The organism is Amycolatopsis thermalba (assembly GCF_003385215.1).
GTDB classification, from domain to species: Bacteria; Actinomycetota; Actinomycetes; order Mycobacteriales; family Pseudonocardiaceae; genus Amycolatopsis_E; species Amycolatopsis_E thermalba.
Window position 1 is genome coordinate 1 of sequence record NZ_PQHW01000128.1, and the last position, 18,532, is coordinate 18,532.

General features: G+C 71.4%; 16 protein-coding genes and 1 pseudogene. 7 read left to right on the forward strand and 10 right to left on the reverse strand.

The annotated features are described in order from the left end of the window. Positions 1-1,743 (reverse strand): acetate--CoA ligase family protein (locus D0D15_RS31890; protein ID WP_115944980.1); only part of this gene is annotated, 1,743 nt, incomplete at its 3' end. A 4-nt stretch (positions 1,744-1,747) separates the two neighbouring features. After that, positions 1,748-2,920, reverse strand: a complete 1,173-nt coding sequence (locus D0D15_RS31895) for an acyl-CoA dehydrogenase family protein (RefSeq protein ID WP_094005045.1) — start codon at positions 2,918-2,920, stop codon at positions 1,748-1,750. Between the two features lie 148 nt (positions 2,921-3,068). Here D0D15_RS31895 and D0D15_RS31900 point away from each other — a divergent pair, with 148 nt between their 5' ends. Both D0D15_RS31900 and D0D15_RS31905 read left to right on the forward strand, forming a co-directional pair. Further along, positions 3,069-3,677, forward strand: a complete 609-nt coding sequence (locus D0D15_RS31900) for a TetR/AcrR family transcriptional regulator (protein WP_094005044.1) — start codon at positions 3,069-3,071, stop codon at positions 3,675-3,677. A gap of 129 nt (positions 3,678-3,806) precedes the next feature. Then, positions 3,807-5,282 (forward strand): MFS transporter, encoded by a 1,476-nt coding sequence (locus D0D15_RS31905; RefSeq protein ID WP_198958193.1) that lies wholly within the window; start codon positions 3,807-3,809, stop codon positions 5,280-5,282. Between the two features lie 25 nt (positions 5,283-5,307). On the opposite strand, the gene D0D15_RS36150 is transcribed toward D0D15_RS31905, so the two are convergent. Together D0D15_RS36150 and D0D15_RS31910 are read right to left on the reverse strand one after the other, a co-directional pair. After that, complete coding sequence (locus D0D15_RS36150) at positions 5,308-5,481, reverse strand: hypothetical protein (protein WP_158224418.1); 174 nt, start codon at positions 5,479-5,481, stop codon at positions 5,308-5,310. A 217-nt stretch (positions 5,482-5,698) separates the two neighbouring features. Further along, positions 5,699-7,018: an MFS transporter gene (locus D0D15_RS31910; protein WP_094005043.1), complete on the reverse strand. Its 1,320-nt coding sequence runs from the start codon at positions 7,016-7,018 to the stop codon at positions 5,699-5,701. A gap of 583 nt (positions 7,019-7,601) precedes the next feature. On the opposite strand from D0D15_RS31910, the gene D0D15_RS31915 reads away from it, so the two are divergent. The 3 genes from D0D15_RS31915 to D0D15_RS31925 are packed head-to-tail and all read left to right on the forward strand — an operon-like array spanning position 7,602 to position 10,050. Further along, entirely contained in the window at positions 7,602-8,474 is an 873-nt protein-coding gene (locus tag D0D15_RS31915; protein ID WP_094005042.1) for an SDR family NAD(P)-dependent oxidoreductase, read from the forward strand. Between the two features lie 20 nt (positions 8,475-8,494). Then, on the forward strand, positions 8,495-8,914 hold the full coding sequence (locus D0D15_RS31920; RefSeq protein ID WP_094005041.1) for a Zn-ribbon domain-containing OB-fold protein: 420 nt from the start codon (positions 8,495-8,497) through the stop codon (positions 8,912-8,914). Then, positions 8,914-10,050, forward strand: a complete 1,137-nt coding sequence (locus D0D15_RS31925) for an acetyl-CoA acetyltransferase (RefSeq protein WP_094005040.1) — start codon at positions 8,914-8,916, stop codon at positions 10,048-10,050. The genes D0D15_RS31920 and D0D15_RS31925 overlap by 1 nt, the downstream gene beginning before the upstream one ends. Before the next feature lie 122 nt (positions 10,051-10,172). Here D0D15_RS31925 and D0D15_RS31930 read toward each other — a convergent pair whose 3' ends face one another. The 3 genes from D0D15_RS31930 to D0D15_RS31940 all read right to left on the reverse strand — a co-directional run bounded on the left by D0D15_RS31930 (position 10,173) and on the right by D0D15_RS31940 (position 14,586). Next, on the reverse strand, positions 10,173-11,492 hold the full coding sequence (locus D0D15_RS31930) for an MFS transporter (RefSeq protein ID WP_094005039.1): 1,320 nt from the start codon (positions 11,490-11,492) through the stop codon (positions 10,173-10,175). Positions 11,493-11,525: 33 nt separating this feature from the next. Further along, complete coding sequence (locus tag D0D15_RS31935; protein WP_094005038.1) at positions 11,526-13,796, reverse strand: cytochrome P450/oxidoreductase; 2,271 nt, start codon at positions 13,794-13,796, stop codon at positions 11,526-11,528. A 106-nt stretch (positions 13,797-13,902) separates the two neighbouring features. Continuing rightward, entirely contained in the window at positions 13,903-14,586 is a 684-nt protein-coding gene (locus tag D0D15_RS31940; protein ID WP_115944981.1) for an IclR family transcriptional regulator, read from the reverse strand. Positions 14,587-14,668: 82 nt separating this feature from the next. On the opposite strand from D0D15_RS31940, the pseudogene D0D15_RS37385 reads away from it, so the two are divergent. After that, a pseudogene (locus D0D15_RS37385) lies at positions 14,669-14,869 on the forward strand (SDR family NAD(P)-dependent oxidoreductase); the annotation flags it as partial. A 309-nt stretch (positions 14,870-15,178) separates the two neighbouring features. On the opposite strand, the gene D0D15_RS36155 reads toward D0D15_RS37385, so the two are convergent. After that, a complete protein-coding gene (locus D0D15_RS36155) occupies positions 15,179-15,346 on the reverse strand; it encodes a hypothetical protein (protein ID WP_158224417.1) in 168 nt (55 codons plus the stop codon). A 390-nt stretch (positions 15,347-15,736) separates the two neighbouring features. Here D0D15_RS36155 and D0D15_RS31950 point away from each other — a divergent pair, with 390 nt between their 5' ends. Continuing rightward, complete coding sequence (locus tag D0D15_RS31950; RefSeq protein ID WP_094005036.1) at positions 15,737-16,549, forward strand: colicin immunity domain-containing protein; 813 nt, start codon at positions 15,737-15,739, stop codon at positions 16,547-16,549. Between the two features lie 47 nt (positions 16,550-16,596). Here the strand turns inward: D0D15_RS31950 and D0D15_RS31955 are convergent, their stop codons facing one another. Together D0D15_RS31955 and D0D15_RS31960 are read right to left on the reverse strand one after the other, a co-directional pair. After that, complete coding sequence (locus tag D0D15_RS31955; protein ID WP_233157208.1) at positions 16,597-17,745, reverse strand: MFS transporter; 1,149 nt, start codon at positions 17,743-17,745, stop codon at positions 16,597-16,599. A gap of 122 nt (positions 17,746-17,867) precedes the next feature. Beyond that, complete coding sequence (locus D0D15_RS31960) at positions 17,868-18,344, reverse strand: RrF2 family transcriptional regulator (protein ID WP_094005034.1); 477 nt, start codon at positions 18,342-18,344, stop codon at positions 17,868-17,870. Positions 18,345-18,532 lie beyond the last annotated feature (188 nt).

The following is an 18,532-nucleotide window of genomic DNA, read 5'->3' on the forward strand; positions in this document are numbered from 1 at the left end:
GCGCTGCGGCTGGACCAGGGTGGCCGCGTCCAGGTGGCCGCGGTCGCGCAGCGCGGCGAGCACCTCGCGGTGCGCCGCCCGCACCTCGTCCGGCCCGGTCAGCCCCAGCCGCACGCCCCCGATGTCGCTCTTGTGCCCGAGCCCGTCCGCCGCCGCCTTGAGCACCACCGGGTACCCGAACCGCTCGGCCGCGGCGACCGCTTCCGCCTCGCCCGCGGCCAGTTCCGCGGGCACGACCGGGATGCCGTGCCCGGCGAGCAGCCCCGCCGCCCGGTGCTCGGCCCAGACCTCACCCGGCCCGGCCGCCGGGGGTTCCACAACTGCCGCCGGCGCCACGTCACGCACTTGCCGCACCGCCTCCGACCACCGCACGACGTGGCCGATCGCGGTCATGCCGTGCTCGATGCCGCCCGCCACGTACGGGAAGCCGGTCTGGGCCTGCACGTGGCGGCCGAACTCGGTGATGTCGGTGAGCACGTTGCTGACCACGACGACCGGCACCCGGGACCGGCGGATCCGCTCCGCGGTCGCCCCCGCGATCTGCAACGTCACCGACGGATCGGCGGGCGCGACCCGGGGCAGGTCGTTGAGCAGCAGCACCGCGTCGATCCCCGGGTCCTCGGCCACCACCTCCAGCGCCCGGCCCAGCAGGGTCCGGTCCACCACCACGTACCCGGTGACGTCCAGCGGGTTCTGCACGGTCGCGAACCCGGGCACGATCCCGGTCAGCCGCGCCACCGTGTCCGGCGCGAACGCGGGCAGCTCCAGGCCCTCCTGCTCGGCCCGGTCCGCGATGATCTCCGACGCCCCGCCGGACGGCGTCACCACGCCGAGCCGCCGCCCGTCGATCCGGCCCACCGAAGCCAGCAGCCCGGCGGTGATGATCAGGTCCTCCAGCGAGTGCACGCGCAGGACCCCGAACCGGCGGAACGCGGCGTCGATCACCCGGTCGTCGCCGACCAGCGCGCCGGTGTGCGCCTGCGCGGTGTGCGAGGCCAGCGCGCTGGTGCCGATCTTCAGCGCGACCACGGGTTTCCCGGCGCGGGCGGCGCGCAGGCAGACCCGGGCGAACTCGGCCGGGTGCCGCACCGACTCCAGGAACAACGCGATCACCCTGGTGCCGGGATCGTCCACCAGGTACGACATCACGTCGGTCACCGAGACCATCGCCTCGTTGCCCATCGACGTGAGCAGGCTCAGCCCGACGTTGCGCGCCTGGGCGAAGCTCAGCACCGAACTGGCCAGCGCGCCGCTCTGCAACACGACGCCCACCGGGCCGGGCAGCAGCGGCGCGGGGATGGGCAGGCCGTAGGGCGTGGTCCGGCCCGCGGCGTTGATGTAGCCGTTGCCGTTGGGACCGAGGACGGTCAGCCCGTGCTCGACCGCGAACGCCACGATCTCGTCCTCGAGCCGTTTGCCCGCCGGCCCGGTCTCGCCGAACCCCGCGGTGAGCACGACGTAGTTGCGGATGCCGAGCCCGGCGCCCTCCCGCAGCACGGACAGCACCGCGGTCGTGGGCACCATGACGAACGCCAGGTCGACCGGCTCGCCGATGCCGGACAGGCTGCGGTGGGCCGTCTCGCCGTGCACCACCTCGGTGCGCGGGTTGACCAGGTACACCTTGCCCGCGAACTCGTGGTCCCGCAGGTTCTGGAAGGCCGACAGCGACCACCCGGACTTGTCGGTGGCGCCGACGAGCGCGATGGAGCTGGGCCGGAACAGCTCACGCAGCGATCGCGTCATCCGGTCACTCCCCGATCCCGCCGAGGCGCGCGTGCCCCTTCAGCAGGTTGCGGGCGATGGTGCGGCGCTGGATCTCGTCGGTGCCCTCGAAGATGCGCAGCAGCCGCAGCTCGCGGTACCACCGTTCGATCGGCAGTTCCTTGGTGTAGCCCATGCCGCCGTGGATCTGCAGCACCCGGTCGACCACCTGGTTGGCCATCAGCGCGCCGTGGAGCTTGGCGATCGAGGAGGCGTGGCGGGCGTCCAGGCCGGTCTCGACCCGCCAGGCCGCGTACAGCGTGAGCCACTTGGTGGATTCGATCTCCACCTGGGAGTCCGCGATCTGCCACTGGATGGCCTGGTAGTCGGCGATCGGGCGGCCCATCGAGTGCCGGATCCTGGCGTAGTCGATCGCCATCCGCAGCATCCGCTCGGCCGAGCCGATCGCGCGGGCCGGGATGAGGTAGCGGCCCTGGCCGATCCAGCGCATCGCCAGCTCGAAGCCGCGGCCGACCTCGCCGAGGACGTTCGCGGCCGGGACGCGGACGTCGTCGAACACCAGCGACGCCGGGCCCCACTGCCCCATGGTGGGGATCGGCTCGGACTTCCAGCCCATGTCGCGGTCGGCCAGGAAGCAGGTGACGCCGCCGTTCGCGCCCTTGTCCGGGTCGGTCACGGCGAACACCATCACGAAGTCGGCTTCGTTGCCGCCGGTGATGAACACCTTCTCGCCGTTGATCACCCAGTCGCCGCCGTCGCGCACGGCCCGGGTCCGGATGTTGCGGGCGTCGGACCCCGCGCCGGGTTCGGTGATCGCGAAGCAGGACCGGCGCTCGCCCTCGATCGTCGGGATGAGGTAGCGCTGCTTCTGCTCCTCGTTGGCGAAGTAGAGGATGTTGTCCGCGGTGCCGCCGAAGCTGAACGGGACGAACGTGCGCCCGGTCTCCATGGCGACGATCGCGGCCATCACGGCGCCGAGGTTCATCCCGCCGTACTCCTCGGGCGTGTTGACGCCCCAGAAACCGGCCTTGCGGGCCTTGGCCCGCAGCTCGGTCAGCACCCCGGGGTCCAGCCCGGGACGCCCGGCGCGCTCGTTGCGCAGGACCTCCGGTTCGAGCGGGACGACCTCGCGGTCGACGAATGTCCGTACGGTGTCGCGGATCTGGCGTTCCTCGGTGCTGAGCGAGAAGTCGACCATCGACGCGGTCCTCTCTGCGATGTCCGGCGGCAAATTTCTAGAACCGAACTCTAGGAATATGTTCAGACTGCGTGCCGGACGCGATGCGTGTCAAGACCGTCACCCGATCCTGTCCGGTAACCTGTTCGGCGACAGCGAGGAGGCGGGGATGGCGCGCAAGGCGAGCGGCAACGCCTGGCAGTGGAGCCGGACCGCGGAAACCCGGCGGGTGATGCTCCACGCCGCCCGCGAGGTCTTCTGCGAGCAGGGCTTCGCCGACGCGAGCATCGCCGAGGTGGTGCGCCGCGCCGACTCCAGCGTCGGCAGCCTCTACCACCACTTCGGCGGCAAGACCGAGCTGTTCCTCGCGCTGTGGGAGGACCACCAGTCCGCGCACGAGCACGCGGCGGCGGCCGCGGTGGCCAAGGCGCGCGCGAACGGCGAAGAGGATCCGCTGGAGCTGTTCATCGTGGGCGCCCGCGCCTTCCTCGAGGGCTCGTGGCAGCGCCGCGACCTGTCCCGGCTGTTCATGGACGGCGGCGGCCCGCCCGGGTTCGAGCTGATCCGCCGCACCCGCGGCCGGGAATGGGTCCGGCAGAACGCGGTGCTGCTCGGCGCGGGCACCAGCTCGGTCGACCGGCTCACCGTAGCGGTGCTGACCAGCATCATCGGCGAGGCCGGGCGCGAGATCGCGACGTCGTCGTCCAAGCGCGAGGCCAACCGGATCGCCGAGGCCGCCATCGTGCTCATCCGGCGGCTCAACCCGCTCGACGTCTGAGTCCGGAGTGGACATTTCGGATCCGCCGGGGTGAACCGCCCTGCCGATCAACCCGTTTGCCGGGTGACGCGGCCCGGGGCCGCTGCCTAGTCTCGAATGAGATTCTAGGATTACCTCGGGAGGCGACCCGTGTCCGAGCCGGCCGAACGGGAGCGGCTCCGCTACGCCTGGCGGGCGCTGTCCGTGGTGAGCATGGCGAGCATCGTGACCGCGCTGGGCAGCAGTTCCCTCAACGTGGCGCTGCCCGAGGTGGTGCGGCACTTCCACGCCGGGGCCGCGGCCGCGAGCTGGATGCTGCTGTCGTTCATGCTCGCCAACACCGTGCTGATGGTCGTGTTCGGACGGCTGGCCGACCTGTTCGGGCGCCGGACGCTGTACCTGTGCGGGCTGGCCACCTACACCGGGGCGAGCCTGCTGCTGGGGTTCTCGCCGGGCGCGTGGTGGCTCGTCGGGCTGCGGGTGGTGCAGGCCGCGGGCGGGGCGATGCTGCTGACCAACAGCGCCGCGATCCTCACCGACGCGTTCCCGCGCCGCCACCTCGGCCGCGGCATGGGCGTCTACATCGCGTCGTTCTCCGTCGCCCAGCTGATCGGCCCCACGCTGGGCGGGTTCCTCACCCACCGGTTCGGGTGGCAGTGGGTGTTCTGGTTCAACGTCCCGCTCGGCGTGGCCTGCCTGGCCTGGGGAGCGGTGACGCTGCGCCGCACCGGTGGCGCCGGCCAGGACCGGGGCCTCGACGTGCCCGGCAACCTGCTGGTGCTGGTGTCGCTGGGCGGGCTGCTGTTCGGGCTGTCGCAGGCCGGTGAGCGGGGCTGGGCGGACCCGGTCGTGCTGGCCGGGGTGGTGCTGTTCGCCGTGCTCGTGCCGGTGTTCGCGGTGGTGGAACGGCGCAGCCCGCACCCGGTGGTCGACGTCCGGCTGTTCGCCGATCGCGTGTTCGCCCTGGGCCTGCTCGCCTCGTTCCTCAACACGGTGGCGAGGATGGCGGTGGTGCTGCTGGTCGCGTTGTTCTACCAGGCCGTGCACGGCGAGGACCCGGTGTCGGCCGGGCTGAGGGTGCTGCCGTTGCCGGTGGCGGCGATGATCGCCTCGGCCTGCGCCGGGCCGCTGCACGCGCGGATGAGCGCGCGGGCCGCGGCCGCGCTGGGCACCGTGACCGGCACCGCGGGGCTGGCGGTGCTGCTGGCCGTCGTCTCCGCGGACGGCTCCTACGCGCCGGTCTGCGTCGCGCTGGTCCTCATCGGCGCGGGGTCCGGGATGTTCATGCCCGCCAACACCACCGCCCTGCTGGACGAACTCCCGCCGCACCGCGTCGGCATCGTCAACGCCATGCGGCTGATGGTGCAGAACACCGGCGTGGTGATGAGCACCGCGCTCGCGCTGTCCCTGGTGACCAGCCCGCTCCCGGCGGCGCTGCGGCCGTCGGTCTTCGCGGGCACGCTGTCCCGGCTCCACCCGGCGGAGGTCGGCCTGCTGGTCACCGGCTACCGGCTCGCGCTGGGCGTGATGACCGCGATCTCGGTGGTGGCGGTGCTGACCTCCGCCGGGGGCCGCCGCGCGGAACCAGCCGGCCGCGACCTCGCGCGACCGGCCGGTCTCGGCTGAGCTGGACGAGTAATGCGCAACTCTGTCAGCGTCGAAGGCGGTCAGGGCCAGTGGCGTTGGGGATGTGGACGGCGAGGCCCTTGTTTGGTGCGTGGTGGTCGAGTTCTCGGGAGACGTCGCCCTTGTCGGCGATGATCAGCGCGGGTGCGAGCGGCAGTAGCCGTACTTTGGCCCAGCCGCCCGGTTCCGGGCGCTTCACGGTGGGCAGGGTGCGTCCGCGCGCGACCGAGGCGGTCGATGATCCAGGCGTCGTCGGTCCACAGGTCGGTGAGCTTCGGCGGCTCCGTCCATCCGACGCCGCCCAGGCAGCAGTCGTCGATCTTGAGACAGAGCGCGGTCAGAAGGGTGTTCAAGCCGGCCGTCACAAACCGATCTTGAACACCCTTCGTCCGTCTTCGGCTACCGCCTCGGCTGAGCTAGTTCGCGCTCCGCTCCAGTGGGGCGGCCGGCGCCACCGCGCGGCCCCGGTGCGCCCGCCACGGGCCGTGGAAGGCGAAGGCCGCCGGGATGAACAGCAGCAGGCAGAACGCCGCGATCCCCAGCCAGGTCCGCCAGCTCGCCGCCTCCACGAGGTGCGGGACGACGAACAGCACGATCACCGCCATCACCTTCGACAGCGCCCCGTAGAGACCCCAGGCGCTGCCCTGCAGGCGCGGGTCGACGTCCTCGGCGTCCTCCGAGTAGTTCGCCATCCACGGCCCGTACGCGACGCCGAGCGCCCCGCCGAGCAGGGCCCCGGTGATCATCAGGTGCACGTGGGACACGCCCGGGTCGCCCATGAGCAGGATCAGGTAGCCGGTGACGAGCACGGCCACCACCGAACCGGCGATGCAGATGGGTTTGCGCAGCTGCAACCGGTCCGACACCCGCCCGATCACCACGAGTGTGAGCAGGTTGAGCACCCAGAACGCGGACATGATCCCGGACGCGGTGGAGGCCGACAGGTCGAACGCGGCGGCCAGCATCGTCTGACCGAACAGCGACAGCGTCAGGTACATCACCAGCCACAGCGAGATGCCGACGACGTGCGCCCAGATGTTGCGGTGCCGGAACAGCTCCCTGGCCCGCGGCGGGCCGGCCCGTCCGACGTCGATGGCCTGCCGCTCGCTCTGCTGGATCCGCGCCCGCAGCTCGGGGGACAGGTCGGCGATGTTGAACATGATCACCACCGAGATCACCAGCGAGAACGCGCCCATGATCACGAACTGGGACCGCCAGTCGTCGTCGAACAGCGGCAGCGTCGCGCCGGCGACCGCGGCGGCCAGGAAGTTCGCCCCGACCGGGCCCCAGGTCCAGAACCCGAAGGCCTGCGCGCGGCCCATCCGCGGCGAGAAGTCCCGCACCAGCGGCGCGGTGCCCGCCATCGCCATACCGTCCACAATGGAGAGCACGACGCGGACCAGCAGCAGCTGGGTGGGGGAGTGCACCAGGACCATCAGGAAGCAGCACACCGCGGTGCAGAACATCAGCGGCACCAGCAGGCGCACCCGCCCCAGGTGGTCGGTCAGCCTGCCGCCGACCGCGGAGGCCAGCGCCCCGGCCAGCACTCCCGCCGCCGACACCAGCCCGTAGGTGGCCAGCGACATGTCCAGATCCTCGAGCAGCAGCGGGACGACGGGGGCGATCTGCGCCTCGTACGACCCGACGAGGATCGCGAGCACGGCCATGGTGAGGATCCGCATCCGGCGGGCGCCGGTGGGGTATTCGTCCAGCTCGCGTATCGGCAACAACCTCATGGGCTCGACCCTTCTGTGCGTACCTTGCCCGTCTGGATGCGGCCCGCCGGGGTCGGGTGCGGTGGGTGACGCGGTGGTCCGGCGGCCGTGCCGGTTCCGGCCGGTCCGTCACCGGACCACGCGGCCCGCCTTCGCCGCGGATGAAGACCGCGCTGCGCGAGGTGGCGAGGGTGTCCCCGGAATCCGGCTCCACCGCCCGGGCGTCGCTGACCACGAGCGCGCCGGAGTCGCCGGGGTCCCGCCGTCCGGGTGCCTGCGCGCCGCGGGCGGAGTTCTCCGTCGTGACGGCCGGCTGGTCCAGACCGGCGCCGAGTGGCGTCCGCGCTGCTCCGGCTCTCGTTCACCGGCCCGGGTCCGGCCACGTCGGGGTTGGATGACATGGGCCCGTTCTCCTCGCTGCGGCGACGTTGCCGCGCCGGGGTTGTCTCACGACCAGGTGGACCGGACACGAATACTAGAATTCAGTTCGTCTATTAGAGGCGCGCCCGGCGATCGGTGTCAAGCCCTTGACAAGCGCCTCCACCGAGGCCGAAGGTCATTCCAGAACCGAGTTCTAAAACCTGGTATCGGAAGGCGGGACGGCATGGGACGCCTGGACGGACGGGTCGCGATCGTCACCGGAGCCGGCCGGGGAATCGGCGCGGCGGTGGCGCGGCTGCTGGCCCGCGAAGGGGCGCGGGTGGTGGTCAACGATCTCGGTACCGGGCTGGACGGGTCGGGCGCGGACACCGCGCTCGCGGCCGCGGTCGCCGAGGAGATCGCCGGCTCCGGCGGCACGGCCGTCGCCGACACCTCCGACGTCGCCGACCACGCGGCGGCGGAAAAACTGGTCGGCACCGCGATCACCGAGTTCGGCCGGCTGGACGTCCTGGTGAACGTGGCCGGCATCCTGCGCGACCGGATGGTCTTCAACATGACCGAGCGCGAGTGGGACGACGTGATCCGGGTGCACCTCACGGGCACCTTCAACACCACCAAGTTCGCGGCGGCGCACTGGCGCGCGCTGGGGGAGAGCGGCGCGCACAACCGGATCATCAACTTCACCTCCGTCTCCGGGCTGCACGGCGCGCCCGGCCAGCCCAACTACGCCGCGGCCAAGATGGGCGTCGTCGGGCTGACCTATTCCAGCGCCCGCGCGCTGGCCCGCTACGGCGTCACGGTCAACGCGGTCTCGCCCGGCGCCGCCACCCGGATGACCGCCTCCATCCCCGGCGAGCGGCGCCGCGCGCCCGCCGGCGACGAGCATTCGCCGGACAACGTGGCTCCGCTGGTGGCCTACCTCGCCGGCGCCGCATCCGGCTGGATCACCGGGCGGATCCTGCACGCGGCCGGCTACCAGGTCGCGCTCTACAACAACCCGGAACCGGTCAGCCGGATCGCCGGCACCGGACCGTGGGACCCCGACGTCCTGGCCGCGCGGATCGAGCAGGCCTTCGGGCCGCTGCTCGGCCGCTGAACCGTCCACAGAGGAGCGACATGCCCGGCCGAAAACCCGTTCCGGTGCCCACCCCGGAAACCCAGCCCTTCTTCGACGCCGCCGCCCGGGGCGAGCTGCGGATCCAGCGCTGCCTCGACTGCGGCGAACCGTTCTTCTACCCGCGCCCGTGCTGCCCGTTCTGCGCCTCGGCGTCGCTCGAGTGGTTCACCACCAGCGGCCGGGCCACGCTGTACTCCTACACCATCACCCACCGGCCGGCGCCCGGCTTCGAGCAGGACGTGCCCTACGCGATCGCGGTGGTGCAGCTGGCGGAGGGGCCGCGGATGATGGCGAACATCGTCGGCATCGCCAGCACCCCGGACAACCTGGTGCTCGACATGGACCTGCGGGTCACCTTCGAAACCCGCGGTGACGTCACGATTCCCCAGTTCACCCCGGCCGGGACGGAGGCGCGGTGATGGACGTGGTGATCGCGGGCGCGGCCGAGACCGACGAGATCGGCGTGCTGCCCGGTCATTCCACCATGCGGCTGCACGTGGAGGGCGCGCGCAACGCGGTGGCCGACGCCGGGCTGCGGATGACGGACATCGACGGCATCGCGAGCGTGTCGGCGCCCGGCCCGATCCAGGTGGCGGACGCGCTGGGCGTCCGGCCCCGGTGGATCGACGGCACCGGCGTCGGCGGGACGTCGTTCCTGCTGCACGTGCGGCACGCGGTCGAGGCGATCCGGGCCGGGCACGCCGCGACCGTGCTGGTCACCCACGGCGAGTCGGGCAAGTCCCGGGTCGGGGCGGCGCGCGGCGCGTTCCCCGCGTCGAGCCCGAACGCCCAGTTCGAGGTGCCGTACGGGGTGACCGGGCCGCCGAGCATGTTCACCATCCCGCTGCTGCGGTACATGAAGGAGTTCGGGCTGACCGCCGAACAGCTGGCCTCGGTCGCCGTGGCGCAGCGGAAGTGGGCGGCGCGGAACCCGCGGGCCCGCTACCGCGACCCCATCACCGTCGAGGACGTGCTGGCGTCGCGAATGATCTCCTACCCGCTGCACCTGCTGGAGTGCTGCCTGGTCACCGATGGTGGCGGGGCGCTGGTGATCACCTCCGCCGAGCGGGCGCGGGACCTGCCGCGGCCGCCGGTGCACATCCTCGGCACGGGGGAGACGTTCGAGTCGCCGCTGATCTCGCAGATGGCCGACTTCACCACGTCGGCCGCGTTCCGCCGTTCCAGCGCCGAGGCGTTCGCCGAGGCCGGCATCACCCACGGCGACGTCGACCACCTGATGATCTACGACGCGTTCGCGCACGTCCCGATCTACGGCCTGGAGGACCTGGGTTTCCTCCCGCGCGGCGAGGCGGGCGCGTTCATCGCGGAGGGGCACACCGAGCCGGGCGGACGCCTGCCGATGAACACCAACGGGGGCGGCCTGTCGTACACCCACACGGGGATGTACGGGATGTTCCTGATCCAGGAATCGGTGCGGCAGCTGCGCGGCCAGGCCGCGGCGCAGGTGCCGGGCGCCGAGATCAGCGTGGTGCAGGGCAACGGCGGAATGTTCATGGCGGCGGGCACGCTGGTGCTGAGCAACCGGAGGGCCTGACGCCGCGCACTGGCCGCCGATCCCGCCGCCGCGGCCGAGATCGTCCACACGGCACTGGACGTCGTCGCCGCGTGACGACGGCAGCCGTCCCCACCGGGGCGCCCCGGTGGGGACGGCTCCGGTCAGCCGACGCGGTCCAGGTCCACGCCCTTCGTTTCGCGGCTGGTCGCCACGGCGACCACGGTGATCGCCATCGTGAGCACGAGGTAGCCGATGACCGTGCCGGCGCCGAAGCTGTCGATGAGCCACACCGCGATCAGCGGCGCCGGCGCCCCGGCGACGATCGACGAGCCCTGGAACACCAGTGAGGAGCCGGCGTAGCGGTAGCGGGTCGGGAACAGCTCGGTGATCCACGCGGCCTCCGGCCCGGCGAGCATGCCGTGGAACAACGCGCCCACGCAGACACCCAGCCACAGCATCGGCACGCTGGAGGTCTGCACCATCCAGAAGAACACCGGCGCCCACACCACCAGCGCGACGGCGGGCACGAGCATCGCGGTCTTGCGGCCGACGCGGTCGGACCAGTGCCCGCCGCCGATCATGCCCGCGAACTGGCACACCGACGCGAACGTCACGGCCAGGACCACATCCCCGCGCGAGTAGCCGAAGTACCTGGTCGCGTAGGCGATCACGAACACGGTGTAGATGTAGAACGCGATGTTCTCGCCGAGCCGCATGCCCAGGCCGTGCAGCACGGGACGGGGCCGGGACAGGGCTTCCAGCACGCTCGACTTCTTCTGCCGCGCGGCGCGCTGCTCGGCCCCGGCCTGCGCGGCCTGGAACACCGGCGACTCTTCGACGCTGCGGCGGATCCAGAACCCGATCACCAGCAGCGGGACGGCGACCAGGAACGCCACCCGCCAGCCCCACTCGTCGAACGCGTCGCCGGGGAACAGCGCGGCGATCACGGTGACCACGACGGTCGCGAGCACCGTGCCCAGCGGCGCCCCCGCCTGCGGCCAGGACGCCCAGAACCCGCGCCGCTTCGGCTCGCCGTACTCGCTCACCATCAGGACCGCGGCGCCGAACTCGCCGCCGAGGGCGAATCCCTGCGTCATGCGCAGCACGACCAGGAGCACGGTCGCCCAGATGCCGATCTGGTGGTAGGTGGGCAGCACCCCGATGGCCGCGGTGGACGTGCCGAGCAGCAGGAACGTGGTGACCAGCATGGGTTTGCGGCCGAACTTGTCACCGAGGTGGCCGAACACCACGCCGCCCAGTGGCCGCGCGACGAAACCGAGGCCCTGCGTAGCGAGCGCGAGCAGCAGTTGCACCACTCCGCTGCCGCCGGGGAAGAACAGCGGGCCGAGCACGGTCGCGGCGAGCACGCCGTAGATGGCGAAGTCGTACCACTCCAGCACCGCCCCGGCCATGCTGCCGGCGAGCACGCGCCGGAACCCGGTCGTGGACGGCCGCACGCCGTGGTCCACTGGTGACACCATTGTCAGTTCCTTTCCGAGGTCCGCGAAAGAGAGTCAGAGCCCGAGCGTGATCCGCCCGCCGCGGGCCCGTGAGCAGCAGGTCATCATCTTCGTGTGCGCCGCCCGCTCGGACTTGGTCAGGACCACGTCGCGGTGGTCCACCTCGCCGCCGAGGACCGGCACCTCACAGGTTCCGCAGAGCCCTTCCTCGCAGTCGCTCGGGACGTCGACGCCGGCCGCCCGCAACGCGGCGAGCACGGTCTGGTCCGCGGCGACCCGCACCGTGCGCCCCGACCCGGCGAGCTCGACGTCGAAGGCGTGTTCGGTGCCCGGGTCCAGAACCCGTTGCGTGGTGGTGAAGTGCTCCACGTGCAGAGCGTCGCCGGGCCAGTGGGCGCTCGCGTCCTCCAGGGCGGCGAGCAGGCGGTCCGGCCCGCAGGCGTAGATCTGCGTGCCTTCGGCGGGTTCGGCGAGCAGCGCGGCGACGTCGAGCCGGGTTCCCTCGGTGCCGCAGTGGACGTGCAGCCGTTCGCCGTGGTCGCGCCGGCACCGGTCGAGCAGCGCCATCGCGGAGGCCCGGCGGCCGCAGTAGTGCAGCTCGTAGCTGCCGCCGGTGGCCTTGACGCGGTCGGCCATCGCGATGATCGGCGTGATGCCGATCCCGCCGGCCACGAAGACGTAGTGGCGCGCCGCCGGGTCGAGCCGGAAGTGGTTGCGCGGCCCGCGCAGCGACAGCGTGCTGCCCGGCCGCAGGTTCTCGTGCACGTACCGGGAACCGCCGCGGCTGTCCGGATCCTTCCGCACGGCGATGCGGTAGGTCGTGCGGTCGGCCGGGTCGCCGCACAGCGAGTACTGCCGGGACACGTCGCCGAGTTCCAGGTCCACGTGCGCGCCGGGGGACCACTTCGGCAGCGGTTTCCCGTCGGCGGCGGCCAGGGTCAGCTCGACCACGTCGTCCGCGGCGCGTTCGGCGGACAGCACGGTGACGCGGTGGCTGACCGTGCGGTTCGGACGGTCGCCGATGCGCACGGGTTGCCGGGCTTCGAGGATCGACGGGTCCGCCCGCTCGGGGTTCGCGGCGGGATCCCACTGCACCCACAGGTGTTCCGGGCCGCGGAAGGAGGTGTTGGGCACGTAGGTGAACTTCTGGCCGGGCACGAGTTCCAGGTGCGGGAGGCGGCGGGTCAGCTCCTCCAGGAACACCTGCAGCTCCATGCGGGCCAGGTTCCGGCCCAGGCACTGGTGGCTGCCGTAGCCGAAGGTCAGGTGGTCGGTGGCGTTGTCCCGGCGGATGTCCACCTCGTCGGGGTCGTCGAAGTGCCGCTCGTCGCGGTTGGCCGAGGAGTTGACGATGAGCAGCTTGGCGCCGCGCGGCACCGGGACGCCGCCGATCGTGGTGTCCCGGGTGACGAGCCGGCGCCAGGCGGCGACCGAACCCGAGTGGCGCAGGCATTCCTCGACGGCGCCGGGAATGAGGCCCGGGTCGGCGCAGATCTCCTCCCACACGACGCGGTTCTCCAGCAGGAGCTTGATCGCGTTGGCGGCGGCGTTGGCCGTCGTCTCGTGGGCGGCGACGATGCCGGCCATCATCATCGAGTGCAGGTAGGAGTCGGTGATGACGTCGGGGTGCTCGCGCTGGGCGCGGATGCTGTAGGGCATCCAGCCGTGCCCGGACGGGTCCTCGCGCAGCTTGTCCAGCACGGTTCCGGCGTACTGCCAGAACCGGCCGACGTTCTCGGCCACCTCGACCTGCTGTTCGGGTGAGGGGCGGCCCCACGTGTTGACCGTGTGGGCGATGGAGAACCGGCGCAGGGTCGCCATGTCCTCCTCGGGGACGCCGAGGAAGTGCAGCGCCACGGTGAGCGGAACCTCCCACAGCAGCTCGTCGACCAGGTCCGCCTTGCCGTTGTCGGCGAACCGGTCGACGTATTCGCGGACCAGGCGGCGCACCATCGGTTCGTGGTGGGCGAGCTGCTCCGGCGCGAACGGCTCCATCAGCAGGCGGCGGCGCGGCATGTGCTCCGGCTCGTCCTCGTTGACCAGCGTCCGGTTCATCGCGTAGCCGTACTTCGCCAGCGTCGCGGTGGCCTCCGCGGAGACCGGGGTGATCTTCTCCAGCGCGATCGACGGCGAGAACGTGACGTTGTCGCGGAACACCGCCTTGACGTCGGAGTAGCGCGTGACCACCCAGTAGCCCAGCGACGGGCTGTAGAACACCGGCTCTTCGTCGCGCGACCAGCGCAGGGAGGCGGGCGGGTCGGCCTGGTAGTCCTCGCCGAACGGATCGAACGCCGCCGCGTTCGCCGACACCGGGCACGTGCTCATGCTGCTACCTCTCGCCCTACCAGGAGTTTTACCAATAACGCACAGTGTGTCGCGTTGAGCGAACTGCGATGAGGGTAAGGGGAGGTGCGGGAGGCGTCAAGGTTCGTCAGGCGGAGAGCAGCTGCTCCAGCTGCCGGGCGGTGCGGAGCACGGCTTGCGCGGCGGTCTCGGTGTCCAGCCCTTCGATGGCGACCACGCCGACCGATCGCTCCACGGCGGTGGCGGTGCCCAGCCGGGCGGGCACGCGGATGCCCGCGGCCACGCCGACCGCGCCGCGTTCGAGCTCCCCGCGGGTGAGGCTGTAGCCGTCGCGCCGGGCGACGCGCACGGCCTCGGGCTCGCCCGGTTCCTCCGGTCGCAGGGCGAGGATCGCGAGGCCGGCCGCGCCCCGGGTGAGGGGATGCCTGCTGCCGACCCGGTAGCCGACGGTCAGCACCTGGTCGTCGGGCTCGGCGACCTGCTCGGCCACGCACGACTGCCCCTCCGCGGCGGAGATGAACGCGGTCGCGTGGGTTTCGTTGGCCAGCGCCTTGAGCAGCGGGCGGGCATCGAGGTGGAACTGCGGCGCGAACCGCGACGCCAGCACGGCCAGCCCGACCGCGAGCCGGACCCACCCGTCCTCGGTGCGCGCGACGAGCAGGTGCTCCTCGAGCGTCGCGACGATGCGGTAGCAGATGGCCCGGTGGACGTCGAGTTCCTTCGCCAGCTCGGCGACGGAGATCCCGTTCGGCGACTGGGAGATCACCTCGAGCGCACGCAGGCCCCGGTCCAGAGTCTGCAACGTGCTCATGGCCGCCCTTCCGTCACCGTCCTGCGCCCCGAACCTTACTGGCCCGACGACCGCCCGTTCGTGTGGTGTGGCAGGGTGAGACGTGGCACGGATCCTGATCACCGGTTCCGCGGACGGCGTCGGCCGCGCGGCCGCGCAGACCCTCCTGGCCGAGGGACACGACGTCGTGCTCCACGCGCGCAGCCGCGAACGCCTCACCGCCGTGCGGGCGCTGCTGGACCGGGGCGCCGCGGCGGTGGTGGGGGATCTGGCCGAGGTGGAGCAGACGCGGGGCGTCGCCGAGCAGGTGAACGCGCTCGGCACGATGGACGCGGTGATCCACAACGCCGGGCGTGCGCGTCAACGCGGTCGACCCGGGCTGGGTGCCGACGAAAATGGGCGGCCCGGGCGCCCCGGACGACCTCCGGCTCGGCCACCGCACCCAGGAATGGCTCGCCACCAGCGACGACGCCCGCACCACCGGGTGGCTACTGGTACCACCAGCAGCCCCGCGAGCCGCACCCGGCGGCCCGGGACGAACGGTTCCAGGACGAGTTGCTGGCCGAGCTGGCGTCGTTCACCGGCACGCGCCTGTGACGCGCCGACGAGGACGTCACCGCAGGTAGTCGAAGGTGTAGATGCCCCGCCCGCCCACGATCGCCAGCCGGTCGGCGCTCAGCCACTTGCACGCGGCCGCCTCCCCGTCGAGGCGCAGTTCGGTGCGGCACGTGCCGTCCCGGCTGTCCTGGATCCGCACCAGCGCCTGATCGTCCGGCGACACCGTCGCGAGCAGCGAGCCGTCCGGCGCCGGGGACCGCGCGACGCGACGTTCAACGTGGTCACCGACATCGCCGCCGCGACCTGCCTGCGCCTCAATCCAGCTCCCACGATCAAGGAGGGTTAGGATTCCGGCGAGACCAACCGCCGGAGGTCTTGGCGAGCTGGCGCAAGATCGCTTCGAACCGGGCACGGCGCGGCCGGCCGTCACCGGGCAAGAGCGGCGGCACTGATCCCAGGAATTTCAGACGCAGGCTCCAAGGTGCGGCCCGGCGCAAGAACCGCGAGTGACCTCGACACGGCTGCTGCGCCGGCCTGCCTGGTGTCCGGATCACGTTCGGCCAGGATGGGGTGGTTGGGAACAGCTGACGGACATACCGGAACAGGGGTTTCTGTGGTGGTCGATGGCGAACCCATGACTGTCGGTGCGCTGGTCCGGCTCCTCGTGCGGAGCGACCGGTGGTTCACCCATGACTGGCTGGACCGTGGTGCCAAACGGAGTGTCCCCTTCATCACCCCGTTCGGCGTTGACGACCTGGTTCTGGAGCGCCTGGCCGACGGTGCGCGTGCCGTCGGTGCGCCTTCGGTGTTGGTGTGCCGGCTCAATGGGGACGATGAGGGGTTGCCGCAGATGCTCGAGGTGGATGCGAATCTGACGCCTCGCGCCATCCGTCCGGGCAACCGAATCTTGTTGACCACGCCCGAGCTGGACGGGGCGCTACTGGTCACGGACGAGGGGTATTCCCTCATCGCGGGCACTCCCGAATTCCTCGCCGCTGCTGTCCCGTGGGGCGTTGACCGTGCTCGCAACCGATTCGGGAGCGAAGCCGGACGGCTGCGTGAGGTCTTTCCAGGTTTGCCTGGCGTGGCGGCCAGGCTGGAAGCCACGCGGCCGGTGATCGCCTCGCCAGGGGATGTCGATCCCTGTTCGGTGCTCGCCGGACAGATCCGGCTGATGGAGGCTTTCGCGAGCGGCGAGGTCGCCGCTCCGGATTTCGCTCGTCGCTGGCTCGCGGCACGCCGTGCAAGACCGCGGGAGGAGTTGCTCGGCGAGGATTTCGAGCGCTTGCTGCTGGAGGTGTTCTACTTGCTCGATGACTACGTGATCGATCCCGAGCTGCGCGAGTCCGGTGATCCGACGGATGACGACCTCCTGAAGGGAGTCCAGGGCATCCTGCAGCGACTGAGACTCTTGGGCGAGAGGTAAACCGTCCGGCCCCCGGACCGCCGGCCACACCGCGTTCCCGGAGATGCTCAGCACGTAGACTGCCGCTGTCCGCGGTGTGCGACCCGTCCCGTCACGGTCAGGAACACACCTGCGATCACGGCGATCACGGCTCCCGAGAAGAACATCCAGGTGGCGTTTCCGGCCCCGGCGAGTCCGCCGACGAATGTGCCGACCCCGATGCCGATGTAGATGCCGGAGGAGTTCAGCGCGATCACGAGCGGTGCTTCGTCCGGCGCGGCGGCGATGAGGCGGTGCTGCTGCGGCGGGGTCTGGCACCAGCTGCTCGCGCCCCAGGTGAAGGCGAGCACGCCGACCAGAATCGGCAGCGTCACGTGTGCCAGGGTCAGCGAGCCGAACGCGACCAGGGTGCACGTCATCACGGCGTACCCGACGATCAGCACCTTGGTGCCGCCGAACTTGTCGGTCAGCCTGCCCGAGGACTGAGCACCCGCAACGGCTCCGGCCCCGTAGAGGAACAGCATCCACTGAGCCGCATCGGGCGAGATTCCGGCGGCATCGAACGCGGGGATCGCGTAGGCGTAGGCTGTGTATGCGGCAGCCATGCCGAGCACGGTCACGGGCAGGATCATCCGCACGCCCGAATTGCGCAGCACCGCCAGCCGCTCGGTCAGCGGCACCCGGTTTCCTCCCGCGAGTTTCGGCAGGAGGATCGCCAGACCAGCCCCGATCAGCAGGCACAGCATCGCGACCAGCCCCAGGGCGCTGCGCCACCCCAGGAAGCGGGAGGCGAGGTTGCCCAGCGGCACGCCGATCGCCGTCGCCACGGTCAGTCCGCTCACCACCAGCGCGAGCGCCCGCCCGCGTCGTTCCGCACTCACGAGCGACGACGCGACCGCGCCCGCGTTCGGGGTGTATGCCGCCGCCCCGAGCGCGGCAAGCACCCGAGAGGCCATGAGGAGCGCGAAGTTCGGGGCGAACGCGGTACCCAGGTTGGCGAGCCCGAGCACCACCAGCGCCGCGACCAGCAGGCGCCGGCGCGGCACCGTCGCGGTGATCGTCGCCAGCAGCGGTGAGAACACCGCGTAGCAGATCGCGAAGACCGTCACCGAGTAGCCCGCCGTCGCTTCGGTCACGCCGAGTTCGCCCGCCATCTCGGGCAGGAACCCGGCCACCACGAACGCGTCGGTGCCGACGGCGAACGTGCCGAGTGCCAAGAGGGAGACCTGGCCGCCCGAGTGCGGCGGGGCGGCCGAGGATCCGTCACGACGAGTTATCGAGATATCCAATGTCCCGATTCTCCTTCCAAGAAAAGCCCGGCGCGCCGGGCGGTGCAGGCTCAGGCGGTGCGCTCGATGAAGCGGCGGGTGCGCCGCTCGGCCGTGGCCGGGGTGTTCGCGATGAGGTCGGCGAGCGTCTGGTTCGCCAGCTCGCGCCGCCAGGCCAGTTCGGCCCTGCGCATGGCCGTCGAGATGCCACAGGGGTGCGCGAACTCTTCGGGTGCTCCGGCTCGCCCGGCCCCGCGCTTGCGGATCTCGGTGCACTGGAACGGGTCGGTGCCGCCTTCGATCGCGGTCACGACATCCATGAGGCTGATGGTCTCGGGGGTGCGGTCGAGCCGGTAGCCGCCGCGTGCGCCTGCCTCGGAGCGGAGGATGCCCGCTTTGGCGAGGGGTTGCAGTTGCTTCTTCAGGTACTCGGGAGGCAGGTCGAATACTTCCGCGAGCCGGCCGACGGGCAGCGGTGCCAGGTCGTCGAGCCAGGCGAGGACGAGGCAACAGTGCAAGCCCCATTCCACGCCTTCGCTCATCCGCATAATGGGGATACTACACATCCCGATTGATGCGCTCCGGCCGGCCTGAAGCCACCGAGCACCCCTAAGCCGGCCGGGTGTGCACCGGCTCGTTGGTGCATGTGCTCCCGGTACTCGCCGACCAGGGTGCGCAGCGTGTCGAACCGGTCCAGGCCGGTCGTGTCGAACAAGCGGTGGAACCGTCGTTGCTG

Coding starts and splice junctions, on each gene's coding strand:
- D0D15_RS31900 (WP_094005044.1), top strand. CDS start 3,069: ATGGCGCGCAAGGCGAGCGGCAACGCCTGGCAGTGGAGCCGGACCGCG.
- D0D15_RS31940 (WP_115944981.1), bottom strand. CDS start 14,586: ATGAGCACGTTGCAGACTCTGGACCGGGGCCTGCGTGCGCTCGAGGTG.
- D0D15_RS31935 (WP_094005038.1), bottom strand. CDS start 13,796: ATGAGCACGTGCCCGGTGTCGGCGAACGCGGCGGCGTTCGATCCGTTC.
- D0D15_RS31895 (WP_094005045.1), bottom strand. CDS start 2,920: ATGGTCGACTTCTCGCTCAGCACCGAGGAACGCCAGATCCGCGACACC.
- D0D15_RS31960 (WP_094005034.1), bottom strand. CDS start 18,344: ATGCGGATGAGCGAAGGCGTGGAATGGGGCTTGCACTGTTGCCTCGTC.
- D0D15_RS31930 (WP_094005039.1), bottom strand. CDS start 11,492: ATGGTGTCACCAGTGGACCACGGCGTGCGGCCGTCCACGACCGGGTTC.
- D0D15_RS31920 (WP_094005041.1), top strand. CDS start 8,495: ATGCCCGGCCGAAAACCCGTTCCGGTGCCCACCCCGGAAACCCAGCCC.
- D0D15_RS31915 (WP_094005042.1), top strand. CDS start 7,602: ATGGGACGCCTGGACGGACGGGTCGCGATCGTCACCGGAGCCGGCCGG.
- D0D15_RS31925 (WP_094005040.1), top strand. CDS start 8,914: ATGGACGTGGTGATCGCGGGCGCGGCCGAGACCGACGAGATCGGCGTG.
- D0D15_RS31910 (WP_094005043.1), bottom strand. CDS start 7,018: ATGAGGTTGTTGCCGATACGCGAGCTGGACGAATACCCCACCGGCGCC.